The sequence below is a fragment of the Sporofaciens sp. JLR.KK001 genome (assembly GCF_036941055.1).
In the GTDB taxonomy this organism is placed as follows: Bacteria; Bacillota; Clostridia; order Lachnospirales; family Lachnospiraceae; genus Sporofaciens.
In genome coordinates, this window is the sequence record NZ_JAYMNO010000001.1 from 1,407,495 (window position 1) to 1,430,701 (window position 23,207).

19 protein-coding genes are annotated in these 23,207 nt (G+C 48.2%); 14 read left to right on the plus strand and 5 right to left on the minus strand.

The window, feature by feature from the left end; genetic code table 11:
- The first annotated feature begins 10 nt into the window (after positions 1-10).
- From VSQ62_RS07615 to VSQ62_RS07660, 10 genes are all read left to right on the plus strand, one after another.
- The gene (locus VSQ62_RS07615) at positions 11-1,870 is read left to right on the plus strand and encodes a cache domain-containing sensor histidine kinase (RefSeq protein WP_334634104.1); all 1,860 of its coding nucleotides are present in this window, start codon (positions 11-13) and stop codon (positions 1,868-1,870) included.
- Positions 1,863-3,437 carry a response regulator transcription factor gene (locus VSQ62_RS07620; RefSeq protein ID WP_334634106.1) on the plus strand — a complete coding sequence of 525 codons (1,575 nt, stop codon included), beginning with the start codon at positions 1,863-1,865 and terminating at the stop codon, positions 3,435-3,437. The genes VSQ62_RS07615 and VSQ62_RS07620 overlap by 8 nt, the downstream gene beginning before the upstream one ends.
- A gap of 184 nt (positions 3,438-3,621) precedes the next feature.
- Positions 3,622-4,926: an ABC transporter substrate-binding protein gene (locus VSQ62_RS07625; protein ID WP_334634108.1), complete on the plus strand. Its 1,305-nt coding sequence runs from the start codon at positions 3,622-3,624 to the stop codon at positions 4,924-4,926.
- Positions 4,927-5,000: 74 nt separating this feature from the next.
- Positions 5,001-5,909: a carbohydrate ABC transporter permease gene (locus VSQ62_RS07630; RefSeq protein WP_334634109.1), complete on the plus strand. Its 909-nt coding sequence runs from the start codon at positions 5,001-5,003 to the stop codon at positions 5,907-5,909.
- A gap of 17 nt (positions 5,910-5,926) precedes the next feature.
- Positions 5,927-6,769: a carbohydrate ABC transporter permease gene (locus VSQ62_RS07635; RefSeq protein WP_334634110.1), complete on the plus strand. Its 843-nt coding sequence runs from the start codon at positions 5,927-5,929 to the stop codon at positions 6,767-6,769.
- A 68-nt stretch (positions 6,770-6,837) separates the two neighbouring features.
- Positions 6,838-8,946 (plus strand): glycoside hydrolase family 36 protein, encoded by a 2,109-nt coding sequence (locus VSQ62_RS07640; protein WP_334634111.1) that lies wholly within the window; start codon positions 6,838-6,840, stop codon positions 8,944-8,946.
- 128 nt (positions 8,947-9,074) lie between these two features.
- Positions 9,075-9,224, plus strand: coding sequence for a hypothetical protein (locus VSQ62_RS07645; protein ID WP_334634112.1), 150 nt, complete (start codon positions 9,075-9,077; stop codon positions 9,222-9,224).
- A 140-nt stretch (positions 9,225-9,364) separates the two neighbouring features.
- A complete protein-coding gene (locus tag VSQ62_RS07650; RefSeq protein WP_334634114.1) occupies positions 9,365-10,264 on the plus strand; it encodes a hypothetical protein in 900 nt (299 codons plus the stop codon).
- 345 nt (positions 10,265-10,609) lie between these two features.
- On the plus strand, positions 10,610-12,649 hold the full coding sequence (locus tag VSQ62_RS07655; protein ID WP_334634115.1) for a hypothetical protein: 2,040 nt from the start codon (positions 10,610-10,612) through the stop codon (positions 12,647-12,649).
- Entirely contained in the window at positions 12,649-13,248 is a 600-nt protein-coding gene (locus VSQ62_RS07660; protein ID WP_334634116.1) for a DUF1349 domain-containing protein, read from the plus strand. Before VSQ62_RS07655 ends, VSQ62_RS07660 begins: the two co-directional genes overlap by 1 nt.
- Before the next feature lie 97 nt (positions 13,249-13,345).
- Here VSQ62_RS07660 and VSQ62_RS07665 read toward each other — a convergent pair whose 3' ends face one another.
- The 3 genes from VSQ62_RS07665 to VSQ62_RS07675 all read right to left on the minus strand — a co-directional run bounded on the left by VSQ62_RS07665 (position 13,346) and on the right by VSQ62_RS07675 (position 17,726).
- On the minus strand, positions 13,346-14,941 hold the full coding sequence (locus VSQ62_RS07665) for an AAA-like domain-containing protein (RefSeq protein ID WP_334634117.1): 1,596 nt from the start codon (positions 14,939-14,941) through the stop codon (positions 13,346-13,348).
- Between the two features lie 14 nt (positions 14,942-14,955).
- Positions 14,956-16,326 (minus strand): NAD(P)/FAD-dependent oxidoreductase, encoded by a 1,371-nt coding sequence (locus VSQ62_RS07670; protein WP_334634118.1) that lies wholly within the window; start codon positions 16,324-16,326, stop codon positions 14,956-14,958.
- A gap of 80 nt (positions 16,327-16,406) precedes the next feature.
- Positions 16,407-17,726 carry an MATE family efflux transporter gene (locus VSQ62_RS07675; RefSeq protein WP_334634120.1) on the minus strand — a complete coding sequence of 440 codons (1,320 nt, stop codon included), beginning with the start codon at positions 17,724-17,726 and terminating at the stop codon, positions 16,407-16,409.
- A 159-nt stretch (positions 17,727-17,885) separates the two neighbouring features.
- Between VSQ62_RS07675 and VSQ62_RS07680 the strand changes: the two genes are divergently transcribed.
- The 3 genes from VSQ62_RS07680 to VSQ62_RS07690 all read left to right on the plus strand — a co-directional run bounded on the left by VSQ62_RS07680 (position 17,886) and on the right by VSQ62_RS07690 (position 20,974).
- Complete coding sequence (locus tag VSQ62_RS07680) at positions 17,886-19,163, plus strand: PstS family phosphate ABC transporter substrate-binding protein (protein WP_334634121.1); 1,278 nt, start codon at positions 17,886-17,888, stop codon at positions 19,161-19,163.
- Entirely contained in the window at positions 19,094-19,972 is an 879-nt protein-coding gene (locus VSQ62_RS07685) for a MerR family transcriptional regulator (protein ID WP_334634122.1), read from the plus strand. Before VSQ62_RS07680 ends, VSQ62_RS07685 begins: the two co-directional genes overlap by 70 nt.
- Before the next feature lie 114 nt (positions 19,973-20,086).
- Positions 20,087-20,974: a YitT family protein gene (locus tag VSQ62_RS07690; RefSeq protein WP_334634123.1), complete on the plus strand. Its 888-nt coding sequence runs from the start codon at positions 20,087-20,089 to the stop codon at positions 20,972-20,974.
- A gap of 46 nt (positions 20,975-21,020) precedes the next feature.
- Here VSQ62_RS07690 and VSQ62_RS07695 read toward each other — a convergent pair whose 3' ends face one another.
- On the minus strand, positions 21,021-21,368 hold the full coding sequence (locus VSQ62_RS07695; protein ID WP_334634124.1) for a hypothetical protein: 348 nt from the start codon (positions 21,366-21,368) through the stop codon (positions 21,021-21,023).
- A 31-nt stretch (positions 21,369-21,399) separates the two neighbouring features.
- Positions 21,400-22,059, minus strand: a complete 660-nt coding sequence (locus VSQ62_RS07700) for a TMEM164 family acyltransferase (RefSeq protein ID WP_334634125.1) — start codon at positions 22,057-22,059, stop codon at positions 21,400-21,402.
- Positions 22,060-22,225: 166 nt separating this feature from the next.
- Here VSQ62_RS07700 and VSQ62_RS07705 point away from each other — a divergent pair, with 166 nt between their 5' ends.
- Positions 22,226-23,107, plus strand: a complete 882-nt coding sequence (locus tag VSQ62_RS07705; RefSeq protein WP_334634127.1) for a DMT family transporter — start codon at positions 22,226-22,228, stop codon at positions 23,105-23,107.
- Positions 23,108-23,207: the final 100 nt, after the last annotated feature.

The following is a 23,207-nucleotide window of genomic DNA, read 5'->3' on the forward strand; positions in this document are numbered from 1 at the left end:
GAGAAGAGGAATGAGACACAGAGAAGGGAAAGAGCGGCCGTTTGTCAGCCTGTTTATCAAGTCCGTAGTCGTGCTGATACTGATCGGGATCCTGCCGCTGCTGGTGATGGGGATCGCGATCTACAATGCGTATGCGGAATCCATCAAGGAGAATCTGCTGTCTAATATGTACCGGACCACGTTGTCTATCGGCAGAGGGGTGGAGAGTGTGTACCAGGATATGGTGGACAATACGAATTATCTGTATGAATACCGGATCACCGGGTATGATTACTTCTATGAACTCATGGAGGATGATTCTATACAGGAGAAGCGAAGGACGGTGATGATGTCGGGGATCCTTGAATCCATCCTGTACCGGAATCCCTGCATTGACCATGTGTTCTTCATAACGGTGGACGGAAGGCAGTATTCGGTAGTCCGTTCCTCGGAGGCTGTGCTCTCTTCGGAGGCTGCCGAGAGATGGAACCGGCAGTATTATGACAGGGATCGGAAGCAGGCGCAGCTGATACCGACGCATCTGACGGATTACTATTACTATCCGCAGATGTTGGATTTCACCATAGCCAGGAATATCAGGAATACCAAGACGATCCAGTCAGCCGACGAAGAGGTGATCGGAACCTTGTATATTGACGTCAATATCAAGGCATTGTCCGATGTGGTAAATGAAACGGAATTGAACGCGGGAAGCGAGATGTATATCGTAGACAAGAAGGAGAAAGTATTCGTCTATCACCCGGATGCGGGCCGGATCAATCAGGAATTGGGAGAATTAGCAGAATATCTGCCTGAAATGGATGCCCGGTATCAGTACATAATCGCAGACGGCATGTACTATATCTACAGTTACATCGAAGGGACCGACTGGATCGCGGTTCACAAGATTCCCAGGTTCAACCTGGAGAACAGCTATCAGGAGATCCGTAACAATACGATACTGATCATCTGTATCAGCGTGGTTTTGCTTCTGTTCTTGTATTATTTCTATTCCAGGAAGACTAGCATGCCGATCCTGCAGCTGAAGACAGCCATGGAGAAGATTCAGAAGGGGGAGCTTGATACCAGGGTGACGGTGGAGTCTAATGATGAGATAGGGTTTCTTGCGAAGGGATTGAATAAGATGACGGAGAATCTGCAGGGGCATATCAAGAAGGTCTATATCGCGGAGATCCGGCAGAGGGAGGCACAGATCGAGATCTTGAAGACGCAGATACAGCCCCACTATCTCTATAATACATTAGATGTGATCCGTATGACGGCGGTGATGAATGACGATTTCCAGACGGCGGGTCTTCTGGACGGGCTTTCCGGGCAGTTAAAATACCTGATCGGCGGGGCGAGGGAGATCGTCACATTGCGGGATGAGATTGAGAATGTGGAGAATTACTTCAAGATCGTCAGGGTTCGCTACGAGAACCGGTTTGATCTGGAGATCAATGTGGATGAAGAGCTTCTAAGCCTTAAGGTGCCCCAACTGATTCTTCAGCCGGTCGTTGAAAATGCGGTGAAGTATGGGCTGCGTCCGAGGGAGGCGAGCGGCATTATCGCGGTCAATGTACAGGTGGAAGAAGATAAGCTCCTGATCAGTGTGATGGACAATGGTCTTGGCATGACGCCCCAGAAGCTTAAGGAAGTGCAGGAGCTGCTTAAGAATAAGGAGACGGTGAATCATCCCAGGAGCAAGAAGGCGAGTATCGGCCTTAAGAATGCCCATGACAGGGTAAAACTGATCCTTGGGGAAGAGTATGGGATGGAGATCATCAGCTGCGAAGGAATTGGGACGATCGTCAAATACATATTACCGGTAATGAGAGAAGAGGAGAAATGGACCGTACCGATAATGAAGGAGGAGGAGAGCCATGTTTAAGGTGATACTGGCAGATGATGAGCCGGTGATCATAAGAGGGCTTAGGAAATTGATCGCATGGGACAAGCTGGACGCAGAGGTGATCGCGGATGCCTGCGACGGAGAGGAGCTGCTTCGCAAGGTGCAGAAGCTCCAGCCGGATATCATCGTCTCAGACGTGGCGATGCCCAAGATGACGGGTCTGGATGTGATCGAGGAGATCAGGAAGAACGATTGGAATGTGAAGGTTATATTCTTAAGCGGCTATCAGGAATTCGACTATGTGAAGAAGGCTTTGAGCCGGGAAGCCGTGGATTATCTGCTTAAGCCGGTTGGGAAGGAAGAACTGGAGCATGCCATTACCAGGGCAGAGCAGATGCTTCGCACAGACCATCCCATGGAATACTGGCAGGCGAGAAAGAATGATGTAGAGCAGGTGTTCCAGAAGATCAACTCGGAATATGAGTCAAGGAACCTGTATCAGCATTTTCAGGAGATCGGGATCGATACGGCAGGAAAGGTGTTCGTGGGAGTCAGCCTGATGCTTCCGCCTTCTTTCGGCGCGCGCATGGAAGACCAGAATATGTATGAGCTGATGCGGTTCTCCATCTTCCAGAAGATCAATGAACATCTGAAACAGAATAAGAACGGATTCGTGATCAAGCGGGATATAGATATCAACAATCTGATCCTTCTGGGGAATGACGAGAAAGAGGTGGGGGAGGAGGTCGCGTGGATCTGCCGGTGGATCCGGGAGCAGTATCATGTGCGGCTGGTCGTTGGGATCGGGAAGGCGGCGGAGCAGATCAGCGAACTGAAATATGCGTATAAGACGGCCAAGTTCTCCTGCCAGCTTTATTATTTCTGTGAGGAGGATGTAATACGGTATGACGGGATAACGCGGGAATTTCATTCCTCCTTCGATGATTATACGGAGATGTACAGCCGGATGCGGCAGGCCATTTTCAACAGGGAAGAGGATTGGATCAATGATCTGGAGGCGTTGATGGATACCATAGAGAACCTGCATTACGGCAACCGTTATGCAGCGGAGAACCGCTGCGTCGCCATGCTGCTGGATTTGCTCAGGGAGATACAGGAATATACGAAGCTTAACGAGAAGGACCGGAAGAGTTTCGAGACATTTGTATCCAACACCAGGCAGATGAATACATACAGAGAATTGCGGTTATTCATCAGGAAGAATCTCAAGAGCTTCGTGGAAGGCGCGCTCTCGGCGGAGAATGTCAAGGAGAGAGATGTGATTCGGCATGTAAAATATTACATCAGGGAACATTACGCGGAGGATATCAAGCTGGGGAAGCTGGCAGATATGGTTTATATGAATCCTTATTATTTCAGTTCCTTCTTCAAGAAGGAGACGGGTCAGAACTTCAAGAACTATCTGATCGAGGTGCGGATGAAGGCGGCGGTCAAGCTTCTGATGGAATCAGACGTCACCTCATATCATCTGGCGAATGCGGTCGGCTATAAGGATGTGAAGACATTTGTGGAGAAATTCAGAGGATATTACGGGGAGACGCCGACGGAATATAAAAAAAACAGGAAAGAAAACGGGGTTTTTTAATATCTTCTGGTGGGAATTTAAGAATTGGAATCGGAAATATTGATTAAAAAAACAATTCATATTATCCTCATTTTATACAAAATGTATAGAAGGAAGACAAATGCGAAGCATTTTTGAAAACGTCTTCCGACGAATTGCCGCCGAACGAAAAGTGAGGGGGCGCTACATTAAAGGAGGTAGGATTATGAAAAGAAAATTGATTGCGGCGTTATTATGCGGAACAATGGTGCTGTCCATGGCGGCATGCTCCGGCGGCGGAGATTCCAGTTCTTCAGACGGAGGCGGAGATGGGGAAGCTTCCTCAGACGGCGGGAAGACGGTAGAACTGTGGACTTGTTGGACAGAAGGCGCGGATACGGAAAAGGCCGGCACAGAGCAGATCGCGAAGTGGGAAGAAGAGACTGGCAATAAGGTAAACCAGACAAACTTCACTTATGATATGCTTCACGAGAAGATCCTGACGGCTGCGGCCGGCGGCAATGTTCCGGATCTGATCTGGGGACTTCCAGAGTATGTAGGCGAGTTCTACAATATGGGAATCCTTGAGGATCTGACAGACCGGTTTAACGGATGGGATGACAAGAGCGCCCTGTCTGATGCGGTTGTGAATGCTATGACCATTGACGACAAGATTGTAGGAATTCCGTATGAAATGACCGTTCGTGCGTATCTGGTGCATGAGGATCAGTTCAAGGATGCAAACGTTGAGACACCTGCTACCTGGGAGGATCTGCTGAAACTGACAGATTATAAGGAGAAGAACGGAGAGTATCCGACAGAGCTTGCCTGCACGGGCGTGCGTTCTGCCCAGGAGCTTCTGGTATATCTGGCACAGTATGATCTTGAGATTGCATCTGCCCAGGACGGCGGAAAATACAAATGTACCTGGAATGACAACAAAGAAGAGCTTGAGAACGCGACGAAGGTATTCCAGTTCTATAAGGATCTGGTTGACAAGGGAATTATCGACGAGAACTGCAAGAACTGGGGCTGGGAAGAGACAGACGAGAACTTTGCAACAGGTATCGTAGGTTCCTATGTAACAGGAAACTGGCTTGCTGAGAGAGAAGAAGGCAATGCAGATACCATGGGTGACGTATTGGTTGCTCCGATCCCATATCCGTCTGACGGACAGGCTGCTACATACATGGAATGTAAACCGCTCTTTATCCTGTCTGACAGCAAGAACAAGGAGGAAGCTTTTGATCTGGCATGTGCATTCTGCAGCAAAGAGTGGCAGGAAGCAGGATTTGCCGACAGATCTCCTCGTTCAGACGTATCTACAGACAGCAAATGGAGCAAGGATTTCCAGGCATTGTCCGATACCGGTATCACATTCCCGCCGGTAACCTTAGGCGGCGTGACACAGGCAATGCAGGACGCCATGGCGAAGGTCCTTCAGGAAGGCGAATCACCGGAAGAGACAGCGAAGTGGCTGTGTGACGCGGTGAATAAGTCTCTGGAAGATTCAGGAGAGCTTAGCGAATAATGTAATTCAACGAAAAGGGGCTGCTGCAGAGGATGCAGCATAGCCCCTTTTGGCAGTAGAACTGGAGGGAAGATATGAAAACGTCATCCAAATTGACACGAGACCAGAGGAAGCTTAAGACTGCATTTATTATGCTGCTGCCTGCCCTGGTGTTCCTTGCATTGCTGATCGCATTTCCGTTAGGGAAGGTAATCCATGATGCATTTACCCATGTACATCTGATCAATAAGTCAATGACCGGATTTGCTGGGATTGAGAATTTTAAGACGATCACAGAAGACGAGCATTTTGTCCAGGCGGTGAAGAATACGATACTCTGGACCATATTCTCGGTTGCGGGAGAATATCTGATGGGGATGATCACGGCTGTGCTGTTAAATCAGAAGTTTAAGGGGCGCGCGATCTTTCGGACCTGCATCTTTATCCCATGGCTGGTTCCGATTATCGTTGCCGGTATGACCTGGGACTGGATGCTGAACCCGGAGTTCGGTATCGTCAACTATATGCTGAAAAACATGGGACTGATCAGTAATTCTATTAATTTCCTGGGAGATTCGAAATATGCCCTTGCAACGGTGATCTTCGTTAATATCTGGCGAAGCTTCCCGTATTATACCATATCCTTCTTATCGGCGATGCAGTCGATCCCGGGGGATCTGGCAGAGGCGGCGTCCATCGACGGGGCCGGGATGTTTAGAAGGTTCTTCAGCGTAACATTGCCGCAGCTTCGGTCGGTATCGCTGGTCATCTTATTCATCCATGTGATCTGGACGGCAGTGAATTTCGACTTTATCTGGGTTATGACAGAGGGCGGCCCAAACTATGCGACCGAGACGCTTCCGGTTATGATCTACCGGTACTCCATGCGCAAGTTTGATGTAGGTGCGGCTTCCGCGTTGTCTACCATGATGTTTACGGTGATGGTGGTCTTATTCATCTTCTATTACCGCAAGAGATCACAGCTCAGCGAAGATATGGCATAGGAAAGGAGAGATGTGAGATGTTGAACAAGAGAAACCGCAAGATCGCCCAAGTGGTTACATACGTGTTGCTGGTAGTATTTTCTGTATATTGTATCTTCCCGTTCGTGTGGATGGTGATCTCTGCGCTGAAGCCTAAGACGGAGATCCGAACGGCGACGCCCTCCTTCGCTATCATAGAACCGACCCTTGAGAATTTCAAGAGAGTGCTGTTCGATGTGGGATTCCTGAATTATATCAAGAACAGCCTGTTGGTGTCGGTAGTGGCCTGTGTGCTGTCCATGATCGTTGCCATATTGGCGGGGTATGCGCTGAGCAGGTATTTTAAATTGAAGCTGGTGAAGGCATCCAACCTTGCCATGATGCTGTCACAGATGATTCCGGGCGTACTGCTTCTGGTTCCGCTGTATCTGATCATGCAGAGGCTCCATGTGCTGGAATCTTACCTGTCATTGATCCTGGCGTATACGACGTTCGTGATCCCGCTGTGTACCTTTATGATGAGCAGCTTCTTCGACACGGTGCCTCTTGCACTCGAGGAGGCGGCGGAGATAGACGGATGCAGCAAGGCACAGACGATCCTCAGGATTATCCTGCCGCTGTCGATTCCAAGTCTGGTGTCTACAGGGCTGTATGCATTTATCAATGCGTGGAATGAGTTCATGTTCGGGTATATCTTCATTTCCACGGATCAGTACCGTACACTGACGCCGGCGATTATGCTCTTTAAAGGGGCCAATACCATTGACTGGGGCGGACTGATGGCTGGATCCGTGATCGCGGTGATCCCGGTGACGCTGATCTTCCTGTTCCTGCAGAGGTACTTCCTGGCCGGATTAATGAGCGGGTCTGTGAAGGGGTAGCAATAGGACGGATTCACTGCTGCGAGTACCATTGGTATGAACAGTAGTGCAGAAAGGAGAGTGTTAAAATGAGACGGATAGAGATATGTGAGAATGGACTTCACATGGTGTGGGAGATCACGGACAGTAATGAGATCAAGCTGCTGCATTTCTCGGCGCTGCCATTTTCGGAGACGGATCTTACATCAGATACGGGTACCCAGTCCTTTTATCCGGTTGAGATACTGGTGTCCGGACAGGACCGGGTAGGAGAGCGTCATGGATCGAAATACATCCAGACTTCGCCCGGATACCGCATGAAATATAAGGATTTCAAGGATTACAGGAATGAAAAGGGACGCAAGCTTGAGGTCACAACGGAGGACAAGGAGACAGGGATCCTGGCAGTGAGCCATGTGCAGTTCTATGACGGGATCGCGGTAATCCGCTCCTGGACGGAAGTGACGAATGCAGGGGAGGAACCGCAAGGATTGGAGTATGTGTCTTCCTTCGCGTTAAATGGAATCGAGAAGGAGGGAATGAAGGACTTCGATGATAAGCTCAAGCTCTATATTCCTCACAACGCATGGCAGAAGGAGCTGCACTGGAACAGCTATCTGCCCAAAGACCTGGGGTTATCCTTATCTCAGCCTTATGGGATGTACCGTTCTTCCAAGACGATCGGAATAGGGAACACCGGTAACTGGTCTGCCAAAGAATACCTGCCTATGGGGTATCTGGAGAATCTGGAGACGAACTCGGCGCTCTACTGGCAGATCGAGCACAACGGCTCCTGGTACTGGGAGATCAGCGACCAGGACGGGCATGTGTATCTGAAATTAAGCGGTCCTACAGAGCATCATAACCACTGGTGGAAGAACCTGAAGCCTGGGGAGACCTTCGTCACGGTACCGGTGAGCGTGGGAAGCTGCGCCGGCGGATTCGACGAGGCCATGGGAGAACTGACGAAATACCGCAGGGCGATCCGCCGTGTGAATGACGATAATAAGAACCTGAAAATCATCTTCAACGACTATATGAACTGTCTCTTCGGCGATCCGACCACGGAGAAGGAGATCCCGCTGATCGACAAGGCTGCGGAAGCCGGATGCGAATACTACTGTGTGGACTGCGGCTGGTATTCTGACGGCTACTGGTGGGACGGAGTCGGAGAGTGGCTTCCGTCCAGGAAGCGTTTCCCGGGCGGGCTTCGGGAAGTGATGGACTATATCCGAAGCAAAGGCATGATTCCGGGAGTCTGGCTGGAGCTTGAGGTCATGGGGATCAAATGTCCCAAGGCAGACCGGGTTCCGGACGACTGGTATTTTACCCGCCACGGGAAGAGGGTCTACGACAGGAGCCGTTATCAGCTTGATTACAGAAACCCGGAGGTTCGGGAGCATGCGACGGAGGTCATTGACCGACTGGTAAATGAATATGGTGTGGGTTACATTAAGATGGATTACAATATCGAGCCGGGAATCGGAACAGAGTTGAATGCCGACAGTTTCGGCGACGGGCTTCTGGGGCACAACCGGGCATATCTTGCGTGGCTGGACGGAATATTTGAGAAATATCCGGAGCTGATCATCGAGAACTGCTCGTCAGGAGGGCTTCGGATGGATTATGCCATGCTGTCCCGTTACAGCATCCAGTCCACCAGCGACCAAGAGAACTATGTGCGGTACGCTACGATCGCGGCGAATTCACCTTCTGCGCTGACGCCGGAACAGTCGGCGATCTGGTCTTATCCGCTGACCGAAGGGGATCGGGAAGAGGTCATCTACAATATGGTCAATGCAATCCTTATGAGGATCCATCAGAGCGGTCATCTGGCGGAGCTTAGCGAAGAGCGGATGGACTGTGTGAAGGAGGCGCTTGACTTCTATAAGTCGATCCGGGGAGATATCAAAGAGTCGCTGCCCTACTGGCCGCTGGGTATCTCGGCTTACAAGGATCCGTGGGTGAGCCTTGGACTACGTGTGCCGGGGAAGGATTATCTGGCCGTGTGGAGACGAAACAGCCAGTTTGCCATGACGGCTATTCCGGTAAAACATCTGAGAGGGAAGGATGTAGAGGTCGTGTGCGGGTACCCGAAGGCGGGAGACTGCAAGTGGAGATGGAATAAAGAGGCAGGGGAGCTTACGGTTGAGCTTCCGGCGCCGGTGAGTGCACGTGTGTTCCGGTTAAGATATTAAGAACGGATGTGGGCTTTAATCATGGATTGTTTTGCAAATAAATTATAGCAAAGGCTTTACACTGCGATCACCGGTTGATATAATAAAAGTGACAAGTAAACGGCACTTATTAAAAGGTGGTGAACGATATGGGTATGAGCGACCAGCAATTTGAAGTTTATAACGCTTTGATAACTTTTGTTGATGAATTAATTGACAGAGAGACAGATGAAAATGAAAAAGAAAAGCTAAAAATACGCAAGAAAAACATTCTTGCGAATAATAAAGAAATAAACTAATTAAGGTGTAAAGTCTTTAGCGAATTAGTAAGGACTTTACACCTTTACTATTCTTATAATTTTTCTCTGATTGCCGATATAAAATATAAATAATGATTTATAGTGTTTGGTAGGTATCTGGTTAAGGGAGGTGTATCTTTGTGAATTTTAATATGATCCAGTCGTTGAATGCATATACAAGGAATATGGAGATGCAGATGAAGTGGCAGCAGAAGAAGGCGAACAGCGACTTTACTGCGGACGGGAGTATGAAGCTGGATGCGGTAAGCCGGCAGGCGGAAGAGATCAGACAGGCCCAGGCGGATGGTTCGGCGAAGCTTGCCGCACAGATCAGGACGAAGCTTGCGAACGGTAAGAAGCTGACGGCGGAAGAGATGGAGTATCTGCAGAAGAACGATCCGCAGATGTATCAGAAGGTGAAGTCTATCGAAGCAGAGCAGAAGAATTATGAGAATGAGCTTAAGAGATGTAAGACGAAGGAAGAAGTCCAGCGCGTGAGGACGAACCATGCGGCAGCTTCTCTAAGTGCGGTAAATAATATCAAGAATAATCCGAACATACCTGAGGGTAAAAAATTGGAGCTGATCTGGCAGGAACATATGAAGAATCAGGCTTTGGAGGAAGTCACGAAGGAATTCGTGGAGAGCGGCAAGTATGCTAAGCTTCCGACAGAGGCAGAGAAGGCCAAGGCCGAGAAGGAACTGGAAGAGGCGAAGAAGGCCGAGAAGGGCATCGAAGATCCGGAAGAGAAGATCGAGGAGGAGACCGAAGCCAAGAGTGATTCTGAGGCGGATGACGTGAAAGAGACGGAGCGGGCAGACGGAGTGGATGATTCATCGCAGGAGAATCAGATTGACGCAGCGAAGGCTCATGAAGCCGTTGAAAGGAGCAGGGCAGCCCTGCAGAAGCATGAGTTGACCCGCATGGAAGCTGAGACAACCCCGGAGGCTTTGAAGGTGAAGAGAGCCAAGGCCAGAGCGGCATACGAAGGCGTGCAGATGGAAGCACCGAGACAGCTTATGGATGTGAAGGTTGATTAATAATAGCGTTGCGTAGTATTCCGATTTTACAGCTATGTTTCCTTACAGTTTTATCATAAGCAATTCCTACGCCCAGGATTCGTCCAGTGTATTTGGGAGATCCAGTAATTCCAAGATTATTATTCGTCTTCCCATGAATCTATCCCCTTTCTTCTTAAACTTGAATATGAATTTCTGATCCTCTGTGATTAAAAAGGGTATTGCAAGAGCATGGAGTTGTCCATGCTCTTTTTGCGGGGAATATTCAGGGCGTATTTTTCGATATTATTTATGCATGCAAACTTGACTTGACGCGTAAACATGTTATTATTATAAAGAAGTATGATAGCGAAAGGAGAAGACAGAATGGCAAATCTAAAAAGCAGATTCAGGCAGGTTTTTGCATGTATGCTGGCAACCGGAATGCTGGTTGGCGGGCTGAGTCTTACGGCATTGCCGGTATCTGCGGAAGACCAATACCAATCCGGGGATTTTGGTTCTGGCAAATTGACAGGTGTAAGCCTGGATGTATATAGATACTTGAAAGAAGAGATCAAGAAGACAGCGGCAGGAAGCAGGCAGAGTGCGGAATATGATATCTCGTCTATAGTTCAGACGCTGGGAGAAGCAGAGGAACTCAACACCAGTCTTGAGACCATTAACGATTATCTTCTGATGGATTGCCCGTATGATTTATATTGGTATGACAAATCTGCCAAGGATGCGAACCCGGGCGTGGCGGGTGCGATCAGGCTCAATTATAATTATACAAGCAGCGGGCAGGCCAAGGATGTGATCGTCAGGATGCTGGTTTCCAAGGAGTACCGGTCAGAGAATTCGGCGGGCAGCGGTGAGTCCTGGTACTATACTGTAGATACAGGGCGTACCCAGAAGGCAAGGACGATTCCTGCGATAGCTCAGGATATTGTGAATGCTCATGCAGATAAGTCCGATTATGAGAAGCTGCTTGCCTATAAGAATGCGATCTGCGATCTGGTAGTCTACGATGAGGCTGCTGTCGGGCCGAATTATCAGCTTTCTAACGAGCCGTGGCAGTTGATATCCGTATTTGACGGAGATCCGAACACCAATGTTGTCTGTGAGGGGTATTCCAAAGCGTTTCAGTATCTCTGTGATCTGTCAGAGTTCGATAATGCAAGATGCTACACGGTTTCCGGCGGGATGGCAGGCGGGACGGGATCAGGATTTCATATGTGGAATATCGTTACTATTGACGGTGCGAATTATATGACGGATGTGACCAATTGTGACGCGGGCACTGTCGGCGCGCCGAATCTGTTATTTCTGGCGGCTCCTTCAGAAGGAAGCTGGGATACACAGTATAATTTCTCGGCAGGGATTAACTATAAGTACGATAATGTTATGAACGGATTGTTCGGCGAGAGTATTTTGAAGCTGGCTGACAAGAGCTATGAAGCGCCGGCTAACCCTGGCTCGTCTGGGCAGCCGGATAATTCCGGTGATCAGACTCCTATTGCGCAGCCAGATAATTCAGGAAATCCGGCTATCTCAGATAATTCGGGCAGTACCGGGAATTCGGATGCTTCCGGACAGCCGGCTCCTATTGCGCAGCCGGATAATTCGGCAGGCTCCGATACCTCAGACAAGAAAGAACAGTCAGAGAAAACTGATGATACCAAGAAGAAAAAGAAGACAAAGAAGACAGGAAACGCTAAAAAACAGGATACATCAGAGACAGACAACATAGAGAAATCAAAACTTGGCATGGAAATCCTTGACCCTGCCGTTCAAGGTGAATATCAGGTGGTAGAAGAGGGTATCAGGGCCACATATGTGAAGAATGGTGATGATCTGGAATTCGTCGACGCGTCTAAGATTGAAGATGTGGTGAGGGGCAAGTTAACACAGAAGCATAAGCTTGCTGCAACGGATGTCCAGGTTCATGAGATTGCGCTTAAGGTCAAGAATGACAAGGGTGAGTGGGAGGATGCCGCGGCAGAGAAGTTCCCCAAGAGCGGAATCAAGATCACTATGCCTTATCCAACGGGAACGAATAAGAATTTCCAGTTCTACGGGCAGCATCTGTTTGCAGAAGACGTGAACGGATATAAAGCAGGAACGATAGAAAATCTGGAGATCACGAAGGAGGACGGCGGAATATCCTTCGTTGTACATGGATTGTCACCGGTGTCTATTGGATGGAGTGATCAAGAAACGGAAGAGGATGCAACGGACTCCCAGGAAGCTGTGTCCGATCAGACGAGCAGGAATACTTCTCAGCGATCAGATTCTGGAAGCGATCAGCAGAAAACCCGCACGAAAAGTCCGAAGACGGCGGATGACAGTGCCATTATGTTCTATGTAGTTCTAATGTTGTTGGCAGTGGGAACTAGAGGTGTCTATAGGAGGAGAATTCGATTATAATGGATTTAAACAAATTTAAATGGACGAGAGAGCCTGAGCATTATGTCATCGGCAAGGATACAATTGAGATTATTACGAAACCGCATACGGATCTGTGGCAGAGAACTTATTATCATTTTCAGAATGACAATGCTCCGGTACTGCAGATGGAGACAGAGGAGAAATATTTTAGTTTCGTTGTAAAGACGGAATTTCATGAGAGTCATCACAGGTTTGACCAGTGCGGTATCGTCATGTATCTGGACAGTGAGAATTGGCTGAAAGGTTCTATCGAATATGAAAATGATGAGTATCAGCATTTGGGAAGCGTAGTGACGAATAACGGGTATTCAGATTGGGCGACGACAGTGATTGACGCTTCGGTGAAATCCATGTGGTATCGGTTTAGCCGGAGAGAAGATGATTACTGTATCGAATGCTCAAGAGACGGTATTAGATTTGAACAGATGAGAATCTGCCATATGCACGGCGGAAAGGGGAAGATTCAGTTTGGGATCTATGCCTGCTCGCCGGAGGAATCTTCATTTAAGGCGGTATTTTCTAATCTGCAGATGATGGAATGCCAGTGGAAGGCGCATGACGGGCAGCAGCCAGACTAATATAGTTAGAAAGAGATAACTGTCAGACTTCGAGAGCTTTGACAGTTATCTCTTTATCTTTGAAAGCTTGGGAGTGATTATCTTCGCAGTAACAGAATCAAACTACTACTTCAAGGATCACTCTATCGCCGCAGATAATTTCCTTTGCGCCCGGTATCTTATGCTTATTAAAATTGAAGCTGAGCAGATAGCCTTTTTGAACATGATATGCGTCCAGGTAGTCTGCCAATTGGGCTTCTCCGCGTTTATTATATTCGTTTCCGCGCCAAATCTTGATTTCTATGATGTATTGTACTCCGCGGTAATCGACGATTACATCGGTTCGTCCATTATCCCGTGTCCGTGATTCGATATAGTAATTCCCAGTGCCGTTGATGATTGGTTTTAGATACAGCAGGAAAAATTTCCGCCCATTTTCTTCGATGAATTTTTCATCGGCAGAACTGTATAGATCGTTCCAGTGTGTCATGAATTTTTTCAGTACCAGATCCATATCTAAGAAGCCGTTTTTAATAAATTGGTTCTTGTCAATGTTCCCTTCTGTAAAGAGCTGATTCCCAACTTCCTTCTCGGATAAGAAGTAATTATAGAAGCAAGTCTCGAAAATCCGGTTGGCGATTACCAAGGTTCCCTGTTCGTTCTTCACAAAACCAAACATGGATGCGATATCAATAACGGTGTTCTCAGGATTGTATGAGATTCTGTAACCTTTGAATAAGATCGCCTGTACAATCTCCTTTAATTCAGGATAATCGATAAGCTTATTAATAAGAGAACCAAACAGAGGATTTTTTGTGTAAAACAAGATCTTCACTGCTTCAAGGAATCCTTCTTTTGTCCAGGCAGAAGATGGATTCGGGAAGTTGGGAGTGCCGGCAATTTTCTCATCTATAAGTTTACAGATCCGGGAAACCAGATATGGATACCCGGAGGTATAGGCATAAAGGAGATCTGCGATCAGAGCAGTATTCATTCCTGTATGACGGTCCTGCTCATATTCTGTAAGCATCTCCTGTATTTCAAGAGACTGAAAACTCATAGATACATCAAATTCTGCCGCGATGTTCCACGGGCTGTTTTTTTGATGTTCCTTATCTGAGCGAATTTTTAATTTTAGATTTCTAATATCGTATACACCAGCCAGAATCACAGAATGAAAGGTAGGTCGCTGCCGCATCTTGAGATACTTATTACGAAGCATACCCAAAAATGACAAGAAAATCTCTTGATTTCCCGCCTGATCCACTTCATCGATAAGCAAGACAACCGGTTTGTCAGCTGTTTTACATATGTTTGAGATTAAATTGGATATAGCAGGGAAATTAACGGCAGTAGTGTCAGACTGCCGTATATTTTCCAAAGCATCCCTTGCAGAATCAGCGATGCCATCTGTCTCGCCATATGCAATAGCATCGAACAGAAGCCCGGAGAATATCTTGCAAAAAGCAGATTCACTGCGGTAGGATTCTTCGGACAGTCCTTCGAAGCTGATATAGAACACAGAATAAGATTTTCGAAGCTGTTCGCTTAGCCTGTCAAGGGTGGTTGTCTTTCCATATTGACGTCCTCTGTTGATAGAGAAATACTTCCTGTTATCAACTAGTTTTTGTATTTGTCTGATTCGCGGATCCAGATTCACCATATAGTGTTCATCAGGATAACAGGGGCCCTCTGTGTTAAAATATCTTGCCATATGCAATCGCTCCTTTATAACGATTCTGCAATATGCCGTGCTACATACACGCCGCTTGCCGAAGCGTGGGAGAGAGAATGTGTTACTCCGCTTCCGTCCCCTATGATATAGAGCCCTTTAAACCGGCTCTCCAGGTTCTCATTGATATCTACTTCCATGTTGTAGAACTTCACCTCTACACCGTAGAGCAGGGTATCGTCATTGGCAGTTCCCGGTGCGATCTTATCCAGGGCATAGATCATCTCCATAATGCCGTCCAGGATCCTCTTAGGCAGCACAAGGCTTAAGTCTCCGGGCGTGGCGGCAAGGGTTGGAGTTACCAGCCCTTCCTGGATCCGGTTGGCGGTGCTCCGCCGTCCTCTCACCAGATCTCCGAACCGCTGTACGATCACACCCCCGCCGAGCATGTTCGAAAGCCTGGCGATACTCTCACCGTAGCCGTTGCTGTCCTTGAAAGGCTCGGAGAAATGCTTGGCAACCAGCAGGGCAAAGTTCGTATTCTCTGTCTGATGCTCGGCATCTTCGTAGCTGTGTCCGTTGACGGTGACGATGCCGTTGGTATTCTCATTCACCACGATACCGTAAGGATTCATACAGAAGGTACGGACATTGTCTTCGAACTTCTCCGTGCGGTAGACGATCTTGCTCTCATATAATTCATCGGTCAGATGTGAGAAGATAACGGCAGGAAGCTCCACGCGTACCCCGATATCCACACGGTTGGACTTGGTAGGGATGTCAAGCTCGTGGCAGATCTTCTCCATCCACTTGCTTCCGCTTCTTCCAACGGAGATGATGCATTTCTTACAATCCGCAGACTGTTCTCCATAATGAACACGGTAGCCGTCTTCCAGACATTCCACGTTATCTATCGCAGTGTTAAAATGAAAATCAACCTGGTCCTTCAACTCGTCATATAATTTCTCCAAAACCACGTAATTGATATCTGTTCCCAGATGGCGGACGGAAGCATCCAGAAGCTTGAGCTTATTTTGCAGGCAGACCTTCTTGAACTGGGTACCGGCAGTGGAATACATCTTCGTCTGTTCGCCGCCGTGGCTGGTGTTGATATCGTCCACATAACGCATCAGGTCAAGGGCCTGTTCCTTCCCGATATACTCGTAGAGAGTGCCGCCGAAGTCGTTGGTGATGTTATATTTCCCGTCTGAAAATGCCCCTGCGCCGCCGAATCCGTTCATGATCGCGCAGGTCTTGCATTTGATGCAGGACTTCACCTTCTTGCCGTCGATGGGGCAATGCCTGTCCTTAAGCGGAACACCTGCTTCGAAGACGGCGATCCTAAGGCTGCTGCTTTTCTTAACCAACTCGTAGGCAGAGAAGATCCCGCCGGGACCCGCGCCTACTATAATTACATCATAATTCATAGTGTGTGACTCCTTTCTAAAAAACTGCCATGACACTCAACCGTAAGTATCTCCCATTATAGAGTGAGGGCCAGATTCAGTCAAGACTCTTTTCGACTATAATACAGGAAGAGAGCAGCGGTAAGCAGCAGACACAGTCCTTCTGCCATAGTGGCCGCCCACCAGATTCCGCTTCCGCCAAAGAGCGCCGTCAGGATCTGAAGACTTAAGGCGACAAAAAGAAAGCCTCTGCCAAGGGAAATCGCCATGGCAGACTTAGGGGATTCGATAGCTGTAAAATACCCTCCGATGATCACGTTAAAACCGCAGAGCAGAAAGGAGTACGAGACGGTGTCAAATATCCTTACAGAGGCGCCGCGCAGTTCTGACAGTTCTGGCGAGATAAACAGGCTCACCAGAGGCGCTGCGATGCCCCGGGATATGAGGAAGGCTGCAATAGAGAAAACCGTACCGAACGTTAAGGCGTATTTCAGCAGCCTGTGGTATTTGCCGGGTATTCCTTTGCCGTAATAGTAGCTGACCAGCGGTTGTATCCCTTGTGCGATACCTGCCATGGACATGACGATGATGGTGCTGACATAGGTGACGATGGTGTAGCTTACGATGAATTCTTCGCCCAGGTATGTCAGGATCGCATGGTTGAACAGGAAGATCACGATTCCGGCGGAGAATTCTGTGATGCCGGAGGACAGCCCGATCTTCATCGTCCGCCAGGTGAGAGACAGGGACGGAGAGAACCGTACCAGCTTCATATGTGTCCTTTTGCTGCAGAAATGCGTCAGGTACAGCAGGACTACGATGAATTGTGAAAGCCCTGTTGCGAATGCGGCTCCCCAGACGCCTTTGTGAAATGCGATCACGAACAGGTAATCAAGGATGCAGTTTAGTACGGCTCCGGCTGTGACGATGACCGTAGCCAGCATCGGATAGCCGTCGGTCTTGATCAGTACCTCCAAAGAGTAAGAGCTGATAAAGAACACGCTGAAACAGGCGATCGTGGTAATATAAGTCCTGACGTATTCTATTGTAAGCTTAGTGGCGCCAAGGAACAAGGCGATCTCTTCGGATTTCCACAGTACGGCGGCGGTGATCAGCGCGGACACCAGGATTACCGTCAGGATATTCTGGGTAAATACTTCCTTCGCCTGTGTCTCTTTTTTCTTGCCAAGCAGGATCGCAATGACGGTGGATGAACCGACTGCGAACATCAGCGCAACAGAGAACAGCAGGGTGACGAAGGGCATGGCGATATTGACGCCGGACAGCGCAAGCTCCGATACGCCCCTTGCCACGAACAGCCCGTCGATCATGGTATAGAGGGTGAAGACCCACTGTGCGATCAGCGACGGAATGATAAAACGGAAAAAATCATGTTTTAATGATTTGCCTTCTAATTTCATAGATATAGACCTCCTGAATCTGTATTCATATTAAACCTTAGTATTATACTAAGGTCAAGAGGGTTTTTAAGATTGTATTCAGAATGGTTTTCCTCTATAATGAAAATATATCAAATATACGGGTTTCGCGGATGGATGATTCAGTTGGAGGAGGAGAAGATGTTAATATTTTTATTATTTTTGTGGGTGCATCTGGGAATGCTGCTAGGAGGAATATTCCTGATCAAGCGGGGGAAACGGACGTTGGGGAGGAGTATCCTGACGGTCTGGCTGCTGGTCTTGGCGGTGCCGGCGGCATATCTTAGTCTGGCAGTCGCGGCGCTGACGGTACAGGCGGTGCTTGGAGTGTCACCGGACCGGTATGTGGCAGTGCTGGCAGGTATCGCCGCATTGGTGATTGCCATATTCCTCTGCATCATATGGGGTGTCCTTAAGAAGAAGAAGGTCTATGTTCCCATCTGTGTTATAAGCGGGATTCTGGCGCTTGCCCTGGGAGGAAATGCGGCATATGACATTTACCAGAGGAGCATCCCCAAGATCAGCGAGAAGGACAACCTGCTGTATACCTATGCGCCTTACGGCAGCGGCAGCAAGGTCTATATCCCGGATGAGGAACCGGAGATCCGGTTCACGGAGGATATTCCAAGGATGGACGGCGCGACGGCGCTGTATCCGATCTACTCGTCATTTGCAAGGATGGTGTATCCAAAGGAAGTTCTGGAGAGAGAAGAGTATGAGATCTATAATAATGAGTATCTGCAGTGTACCAAGACGCCGCAGGCGTATGAGAATCTTGCGAATGGAGAGGTGGATGTGATCTTTGCCGCGGCTCCGTCGGATGAACAGGTGAAGTATGCGAAGGATCTGGGAGTAGAATTCGAACTGACGCCCATCGGCAGGGAAGCGTTCGTATTCTTCGTCAACGTGAAGAACCCGATTGAGGAGATCACGGTGGAGCAGATTCAGCAGATCTATTCCGGGGAGCTCACGCAGTGGGATGAACTTGGTGTGAAAGGATTTGGAGAGATCCAGGCATTTCAGAGGAGTGAGGGCAGCGGGAGCCAGAGCACCCTTGAGAAGCTGATGGAAGGCAAAGATCTCATGGAAGCGCCCAAGGAAGACGTGGTGGATATGATGGCGGGAATCATAGAACGGACGGCGGATTACAAGAACTACAGGAATGCGCTGGGTTTTTCGTTCCGTTTTTACTCTATGGAAATGATTCAGAATAAGCAGATCAAGCTGCTTGAAGTGGACGGAATCTCCCCGACGGAAGAGAATATTGAGAACGGGACCTATCCTCTGGCATCAGAATTCTACGCGGTGACCAGACCGGATGCCAGCGAGAACACGAAGAAGCTGGTAGAATGGATACAAGGAGAGCAGGGGCAGGATATCATCAAGGGGACGGGGTATACGCCGCTGGAAATGGAATAGGACTGATTATGAAAAAGTATTTTAAGATAGGTGAGATATCGAAGCTGTATCATATCGGCGCAGATTCCCTGCGGTATTATGAGAAGATTGGAATCTTAAAGCCCAGGCGGGGAGAGAACCAGTACCGGCTCTACCGCACGGAGGATATCTGGAGGCTGAATGTGATACGGGAGCTCAGGGAGCTGGGATTCTCTATGGAGCAGATCGGGGATTACCTGAAGGATCATACGGTGGACACGGCCAGGGCGATGTTAGAAGATGAGCTCCGTATGATCGAAGCGAAGCAGGAGAAGTTAAGGCAGCTTCAAAGGAATGTAGAAGAGCGGGTCCGGATGCTGACTGAATGCGGGAATAAGGAGATGGGGAAGGTCAGGCTTATCCGTCTGCCGGACAGGCGTTGTCATTATATTGACGAAGGATACCAGAAGGACGAGGAGATGGACGTGCTGATCAAGCGTCTGCTGAACAGGAGTCCGGAGAAATTATACATTATAGGAAGCAACCGGATCGGGTCTGTTATTTTAGCAGAGAATGCCGAGAGCGGCCGGTGCAGGGAGTATTCCGGAGTGTTCATGATCGATGGGGAAGGTGATACAGTGATCCCCGGCGGAGATTATCTGACCGTCAGCTATCGCGGGGATTGCAGGCAGAATTATGAGTTCCTGCCGCAGCTTCTAAGATATGCTAAGGAGAAGGGGTATCGGATGGTGAGCGACGTGTATGAGATCTTGTGGGTGGATATTCATGTGTCGGAGAAGGTGGAAGAGCATATCACGGAGCTGCAGTTCCGGGTGGAGATTTTTCTATAAGTTATTATTGTAAATTTCTATATGGAATGCTAGAATGAACGAAAGATAGTAATGGTACAGACGAGCTGCCCTGTTACGAAGAATATTCAAGAGATACAATTGAGAGGTACAGTGATGTTGAAGGGGATAAATGATAAGAAAAAAGAGGAGATCATTCAGACGGCATCTATCGTCGCGGGATGTCTGATCTATGCGATAGGCCTGAATATGCTGATCACGCCGCTCGCATTATATAATGGGGGATTCATGGGTATTGCGCAGTTGATCCGTACCTTTATGGTCAGTGTCCTGCATATCCGGATACCGCAGGGGATGGATATTGCGGGTGCGATCTACTATGTCATGAATGTTCCGCTGTTCTATATGGGATGGCGTATCATGGGGAAAGCATTCTTCATGAAGTCATTGTTCGGTACGACTGTGATCAGTATCTTCCTGGTGCTGGTTCCGGTGCCGGGAACGCCGATCATCGAAGATTATCTGACTGCTTGTATTATCGGCGGTATCATCGCAGGGTTTGGGAGCGGTCTGATCCTGCGGGGAAGAGGATCGGCAGGCGGTCCGGACATCATCGGTGTGTGCTGCCTGAAGAAACGGATTAACCTGAGTGTGGGGCAGGTCAATATTCTGCTGAATATGGTGGTATACGGAATCTGTCTGTTCATGTTTAATATTGAGATTGTGGTGTATTCTCTGATCTATGCGACGGTATTTGCATTGACGGTTGATAAGATACATATTCAGAATATTAATACAAGTGTGATGATATTTACCAAGAAGCTTGGAATCTCTAAGGCAATCATGGAACAGACCGGACGCGGAGTTACGACCTGGGATGGTGAAGGAGCGTATACACATATGCGGTCTTATATTTTATTTGTGATGATTTCCAAATATGAGGTGAACCAGATTAAGCAGATTGTGCATAGCATTGATCCGGATGCGTTTATGATCCTGACGGAAGGGTCTGCTGTGGTTGGGAATTTTGAGAAGCGGTTATAAAGATTTCCTTTTTAGAATAGAAAGAGTGGCTGTTCAACCACTCTTTTTAGTTCCCGCAATATTTCCCACAATCCTCTTCAAAATCCTGAACCTGCGTCTTAAGAGAAGCAAGCTCTGCATCAGAAAGACTGCCGATTAAGGCGGTTATATTGGCTTTTGTTCCGACAGGATTGCAGGGAACCTCTAATGCAAAGTCGCTGTAAGCACGGAGTTTGTTGAAATACATAGCTGTGTCCGGTTCTTCTTTGCCGCTGCGGCACATATGATACATCATGACGCAGTCTGTTGCGTCAGTTTCCGTACATTCTTTACAGATCCATTTGCCGAGGTAGTAATATTTGTTCCCGATCTGGTATAAAAAACCAGGGGATTTAAGTAACTGTTCGGATATCATGAAAAAGCGCCTCCCTTAGATTTTATCTTACTTAAAAAGTATCAGAAACAGGAGAAAAAAGCAAGCGTTTCCAGATTAGATGCAAGATCCCGCCCCCCATAATGATAGAAAGAATATAGATCAGTATTCCGGCTTCATTGCCAAGAGCCCTTGCGATATCGCGGAAAACAATCTGCCCCATGAAATGATAAGGACTGATATAGAACATATTGATCTGCCCGTAAGGATGTACAGCGATATTGATCAGGGTTGCGGTCATGCAGCAGGCAAGGAAGATGCAGGAGCATTTGGCAAATCCTGCTGAGGAATGATCGGAAGCGCGGCTTACTCCGGCGCGGATCCCGATCCCGATCAGCAGGATATGCCAGGCGAAGGAGTGGACGGTAAGCGGAGTATAGCTGTAATGCATGCCGGTAGTATCGAAGAAGGTGAAGATGCCGCCAAGCAGCCCGTAATCCATGAGAAATGCAAGCAATATGCCGCGGATGCGGGGGGAGGTAATCCATGGGAGGATCAGGCAGATGTACATAGGGATGCTGCATAACTGGAAGGGGAAATACCACCAGTTATAGTTTCCGTTATTTACGATATAAGTAAGACAATATTGTTTCCAGATCTCGCTTATAAGCATCAGGATTCCGCAGGACAGGAAAAAGCGGCCGGATACTTGTTTGAAATTATGTTTTAGCATATGGTTTCGTCTCCCGTAATAGTTTCCCTTGAAAACATATTTATTATACACCTGATTGAATAAATATGCTATAATTGAAACCGTGCGCCAGGTTCATTGCCGTGAGTGCAAACAGTAACTTGTGCGCGTATTATGACGGCATAATGATACGAGGAGATAAGAGAGTATGAAGACAAAGAATGCATTTATATTAGCGTTGACAGCATTTATCTGGGGGACGGCATTCGTTGCCCAGAGTGTGGGAATGGATTATCTGGGCCCATTTACGTTCAATGGAGTCAGGAGTATGATAGGAGGTATTGCGCTGCTTCCCTGTATTGCGCTGCTTCAAGTGATTAATGGGAAGAGCAGAGCAGAAGAGGGAGAAGGGAGCAGGAAGGATCTGGTGACCGGGGGGATTGCATGCGGGCTGCTACTGTTCGCGGCAAGCAGCCTTCAGCAGATAGGAATCCAGTATACGACGGCAGGTAAAGCAGGATTTATCACGGCGTTCTATATCGTGATTGTCCCGGTGTTTGGAATATTCCTAAAAAAGAAGATCGGATGGAAGGTGTGGCTTGCCGTTGTGATCGCCCTTGCAGGTCTGTATTTCCTGTGCATAACGGAGCATTTTACTGTAGGAAAGGGGGATGCACTGATCTTTCTGTGTGCACTGGTATTCTCCCTGCACATTCTTGTGATCGATTATTTCTCGCCGAAGGTGGATGGGGTGAAGATGTCCTGTATCCAGTTCTTCGTCTGCGGGCTTGCGTCTATGCCGTTTATGTTTGCGATGGAGACGCCGGAGATCGGGGCGATGATTGCTGGGTGGATGCCGCTTCTCTACGCAGGAGTGCTGTCCTGCGGTGTCGCATATACACTGCAGATCATCGGACAGAAGAATGTGAATCCTGCGGTGGCGTCGCTGATCTTAAGCCTGGAATCCTGTTTCTCCGTGCTTGCGGGATGGGCTGTTCTTGGCGAAAGGCTCTCGGTGAGGGAGTCTGCCGGCTGCGTGTTGATGTTTGCTGCGATCATACTGGCTCAGTTGCCGGAGAAAGAAAAATAAATCTTGCAAATAGAAAATGCGTAGTGTATAATTTCAATGAGTAAACATTTGTTTACTCATTGAAATTATAAAACAGAGTTGAGCCGTTGAGGAGGATGAA

Coding starts and splice junctions, on each gene's coding strand:
- VSQ62_RS07615 (WP_334634104.1), top strand. CDS start 11: ATGAGACACAGAGAAGGGAAAGAGCGGCCGTTTGTCAGCCTGTTTATC.
- VSQ62_RS07620 (WP_334634106.1), top strand. CDS start 1,863: ATGTTTAAGGTGATACTGGCAGATGATGAGCCGGTGATCATAAGAGGG.
- VSQ62_RS07625 (WP_334634108.1), top strand. CDS start 3,622: ATGAAAAGAAAATTGATTGCGGCGTTATTATGCGGAACAATGGTGCTG.
- VSQ62_RS07630 (WP_334634109.1), top strand. CDS start 5,001: ATGAAAACGTCATCCAAATTGACACGAGACCAGAGGAAGCTTAAGACT.
- VSQ62_RS07635 (WP_334634110.1), top strand. CDS start 5,927: ATGTTGAACAAGAGAAACCGCAAGATCGCCCAAGTGGTTACATACGTG.
- VSQ62_RS07640 (WP_334634111.1), top strand. CDS start 6,838: ATGAGACGGATAGAGATATGTGAGAATGGACTTCACATGGTGTGGGAG.
- VSQ62_RS07645 (WP_334634112.1), top strand. CDS start 9,075: ATGGGTATGAGCGACCAGCAATTTGAAGTTTATAACGCTTTGATAACT.
- VSQ62_RS07655 (WP_334634115.1), top strand. CDS start 10,610: ATGGCAAATCTAAAAAGCAGATTCAGGCAGGTTTTTGCATGTATGCTG.
- VSQ62_RS07660 (WP_334634116.1), top strand. CDS start 12,649: ATGGATTTAAACAAATTTAAATGGACGAGAGAGCCTGAGCATTATGTC.
- VSQ62_RS07665 (WP_334634117.1), bottom strand. CDS start 14,941: ATGGCAAGATATTTTAACACAGAGGGCCCCTGTTATCCTGATGAACAC.
- VSQ62_RS07670 (WP_334634118.1), bottom strand. CDS start 16,326: ATGAATTATGATGTAATTATAGTAGGCGCGGGTCCCGGCGGGATCTTC.
- VSQ62_RS07675 (WP_334634120.1), bottom strand. CDS start 17,726: ATGAAATTAGAAGGCAAATCATTAAAACATGATTTTTTCCGTTTTATC.
- VSQ62_RS07680 (WP_334634121.1), top strand. CDS start 17,886: ATGTTAATATTTTTATTATTTTTGTGGGTGCATCTGGGAATGCTGCTA.
- VSQ62_RS07685 (WP_334634122.1), top strand. CDS start 19,094: ATGGATACAAGGAGAGCAGGGGCAGGATATCATCAAGGGGACGGGGTA.
- VSQ62_RS07690 (WP_334634123.1), top strand. CDS start 20,087: ATGTTGAAGGGGATAAATGATAAGAAAAAAGAGGAGATCATTCAGACG.
- VSQ62_RS07695 (WP_334634124.1), bottom strand. CDS start 21,368: ATGATATCCGAACAGTTACTTAAATCCCCTGGTTTTTTATACCAGATC.
- VSQ62_RS07700 (WP_334634125.1), bottom strand. CDS start 22,059: ATGCTAAAACATAATTTCAAACAAGTATCCGGCCGCTTTTTCCTGTCC.
- VSQ62_RS07705 (WP_334634127.1), top strand. CDS start 22,226: ATGAAGACAAAGAATGCATTTATATTAGCGTTGACAGCATTTATCTGG.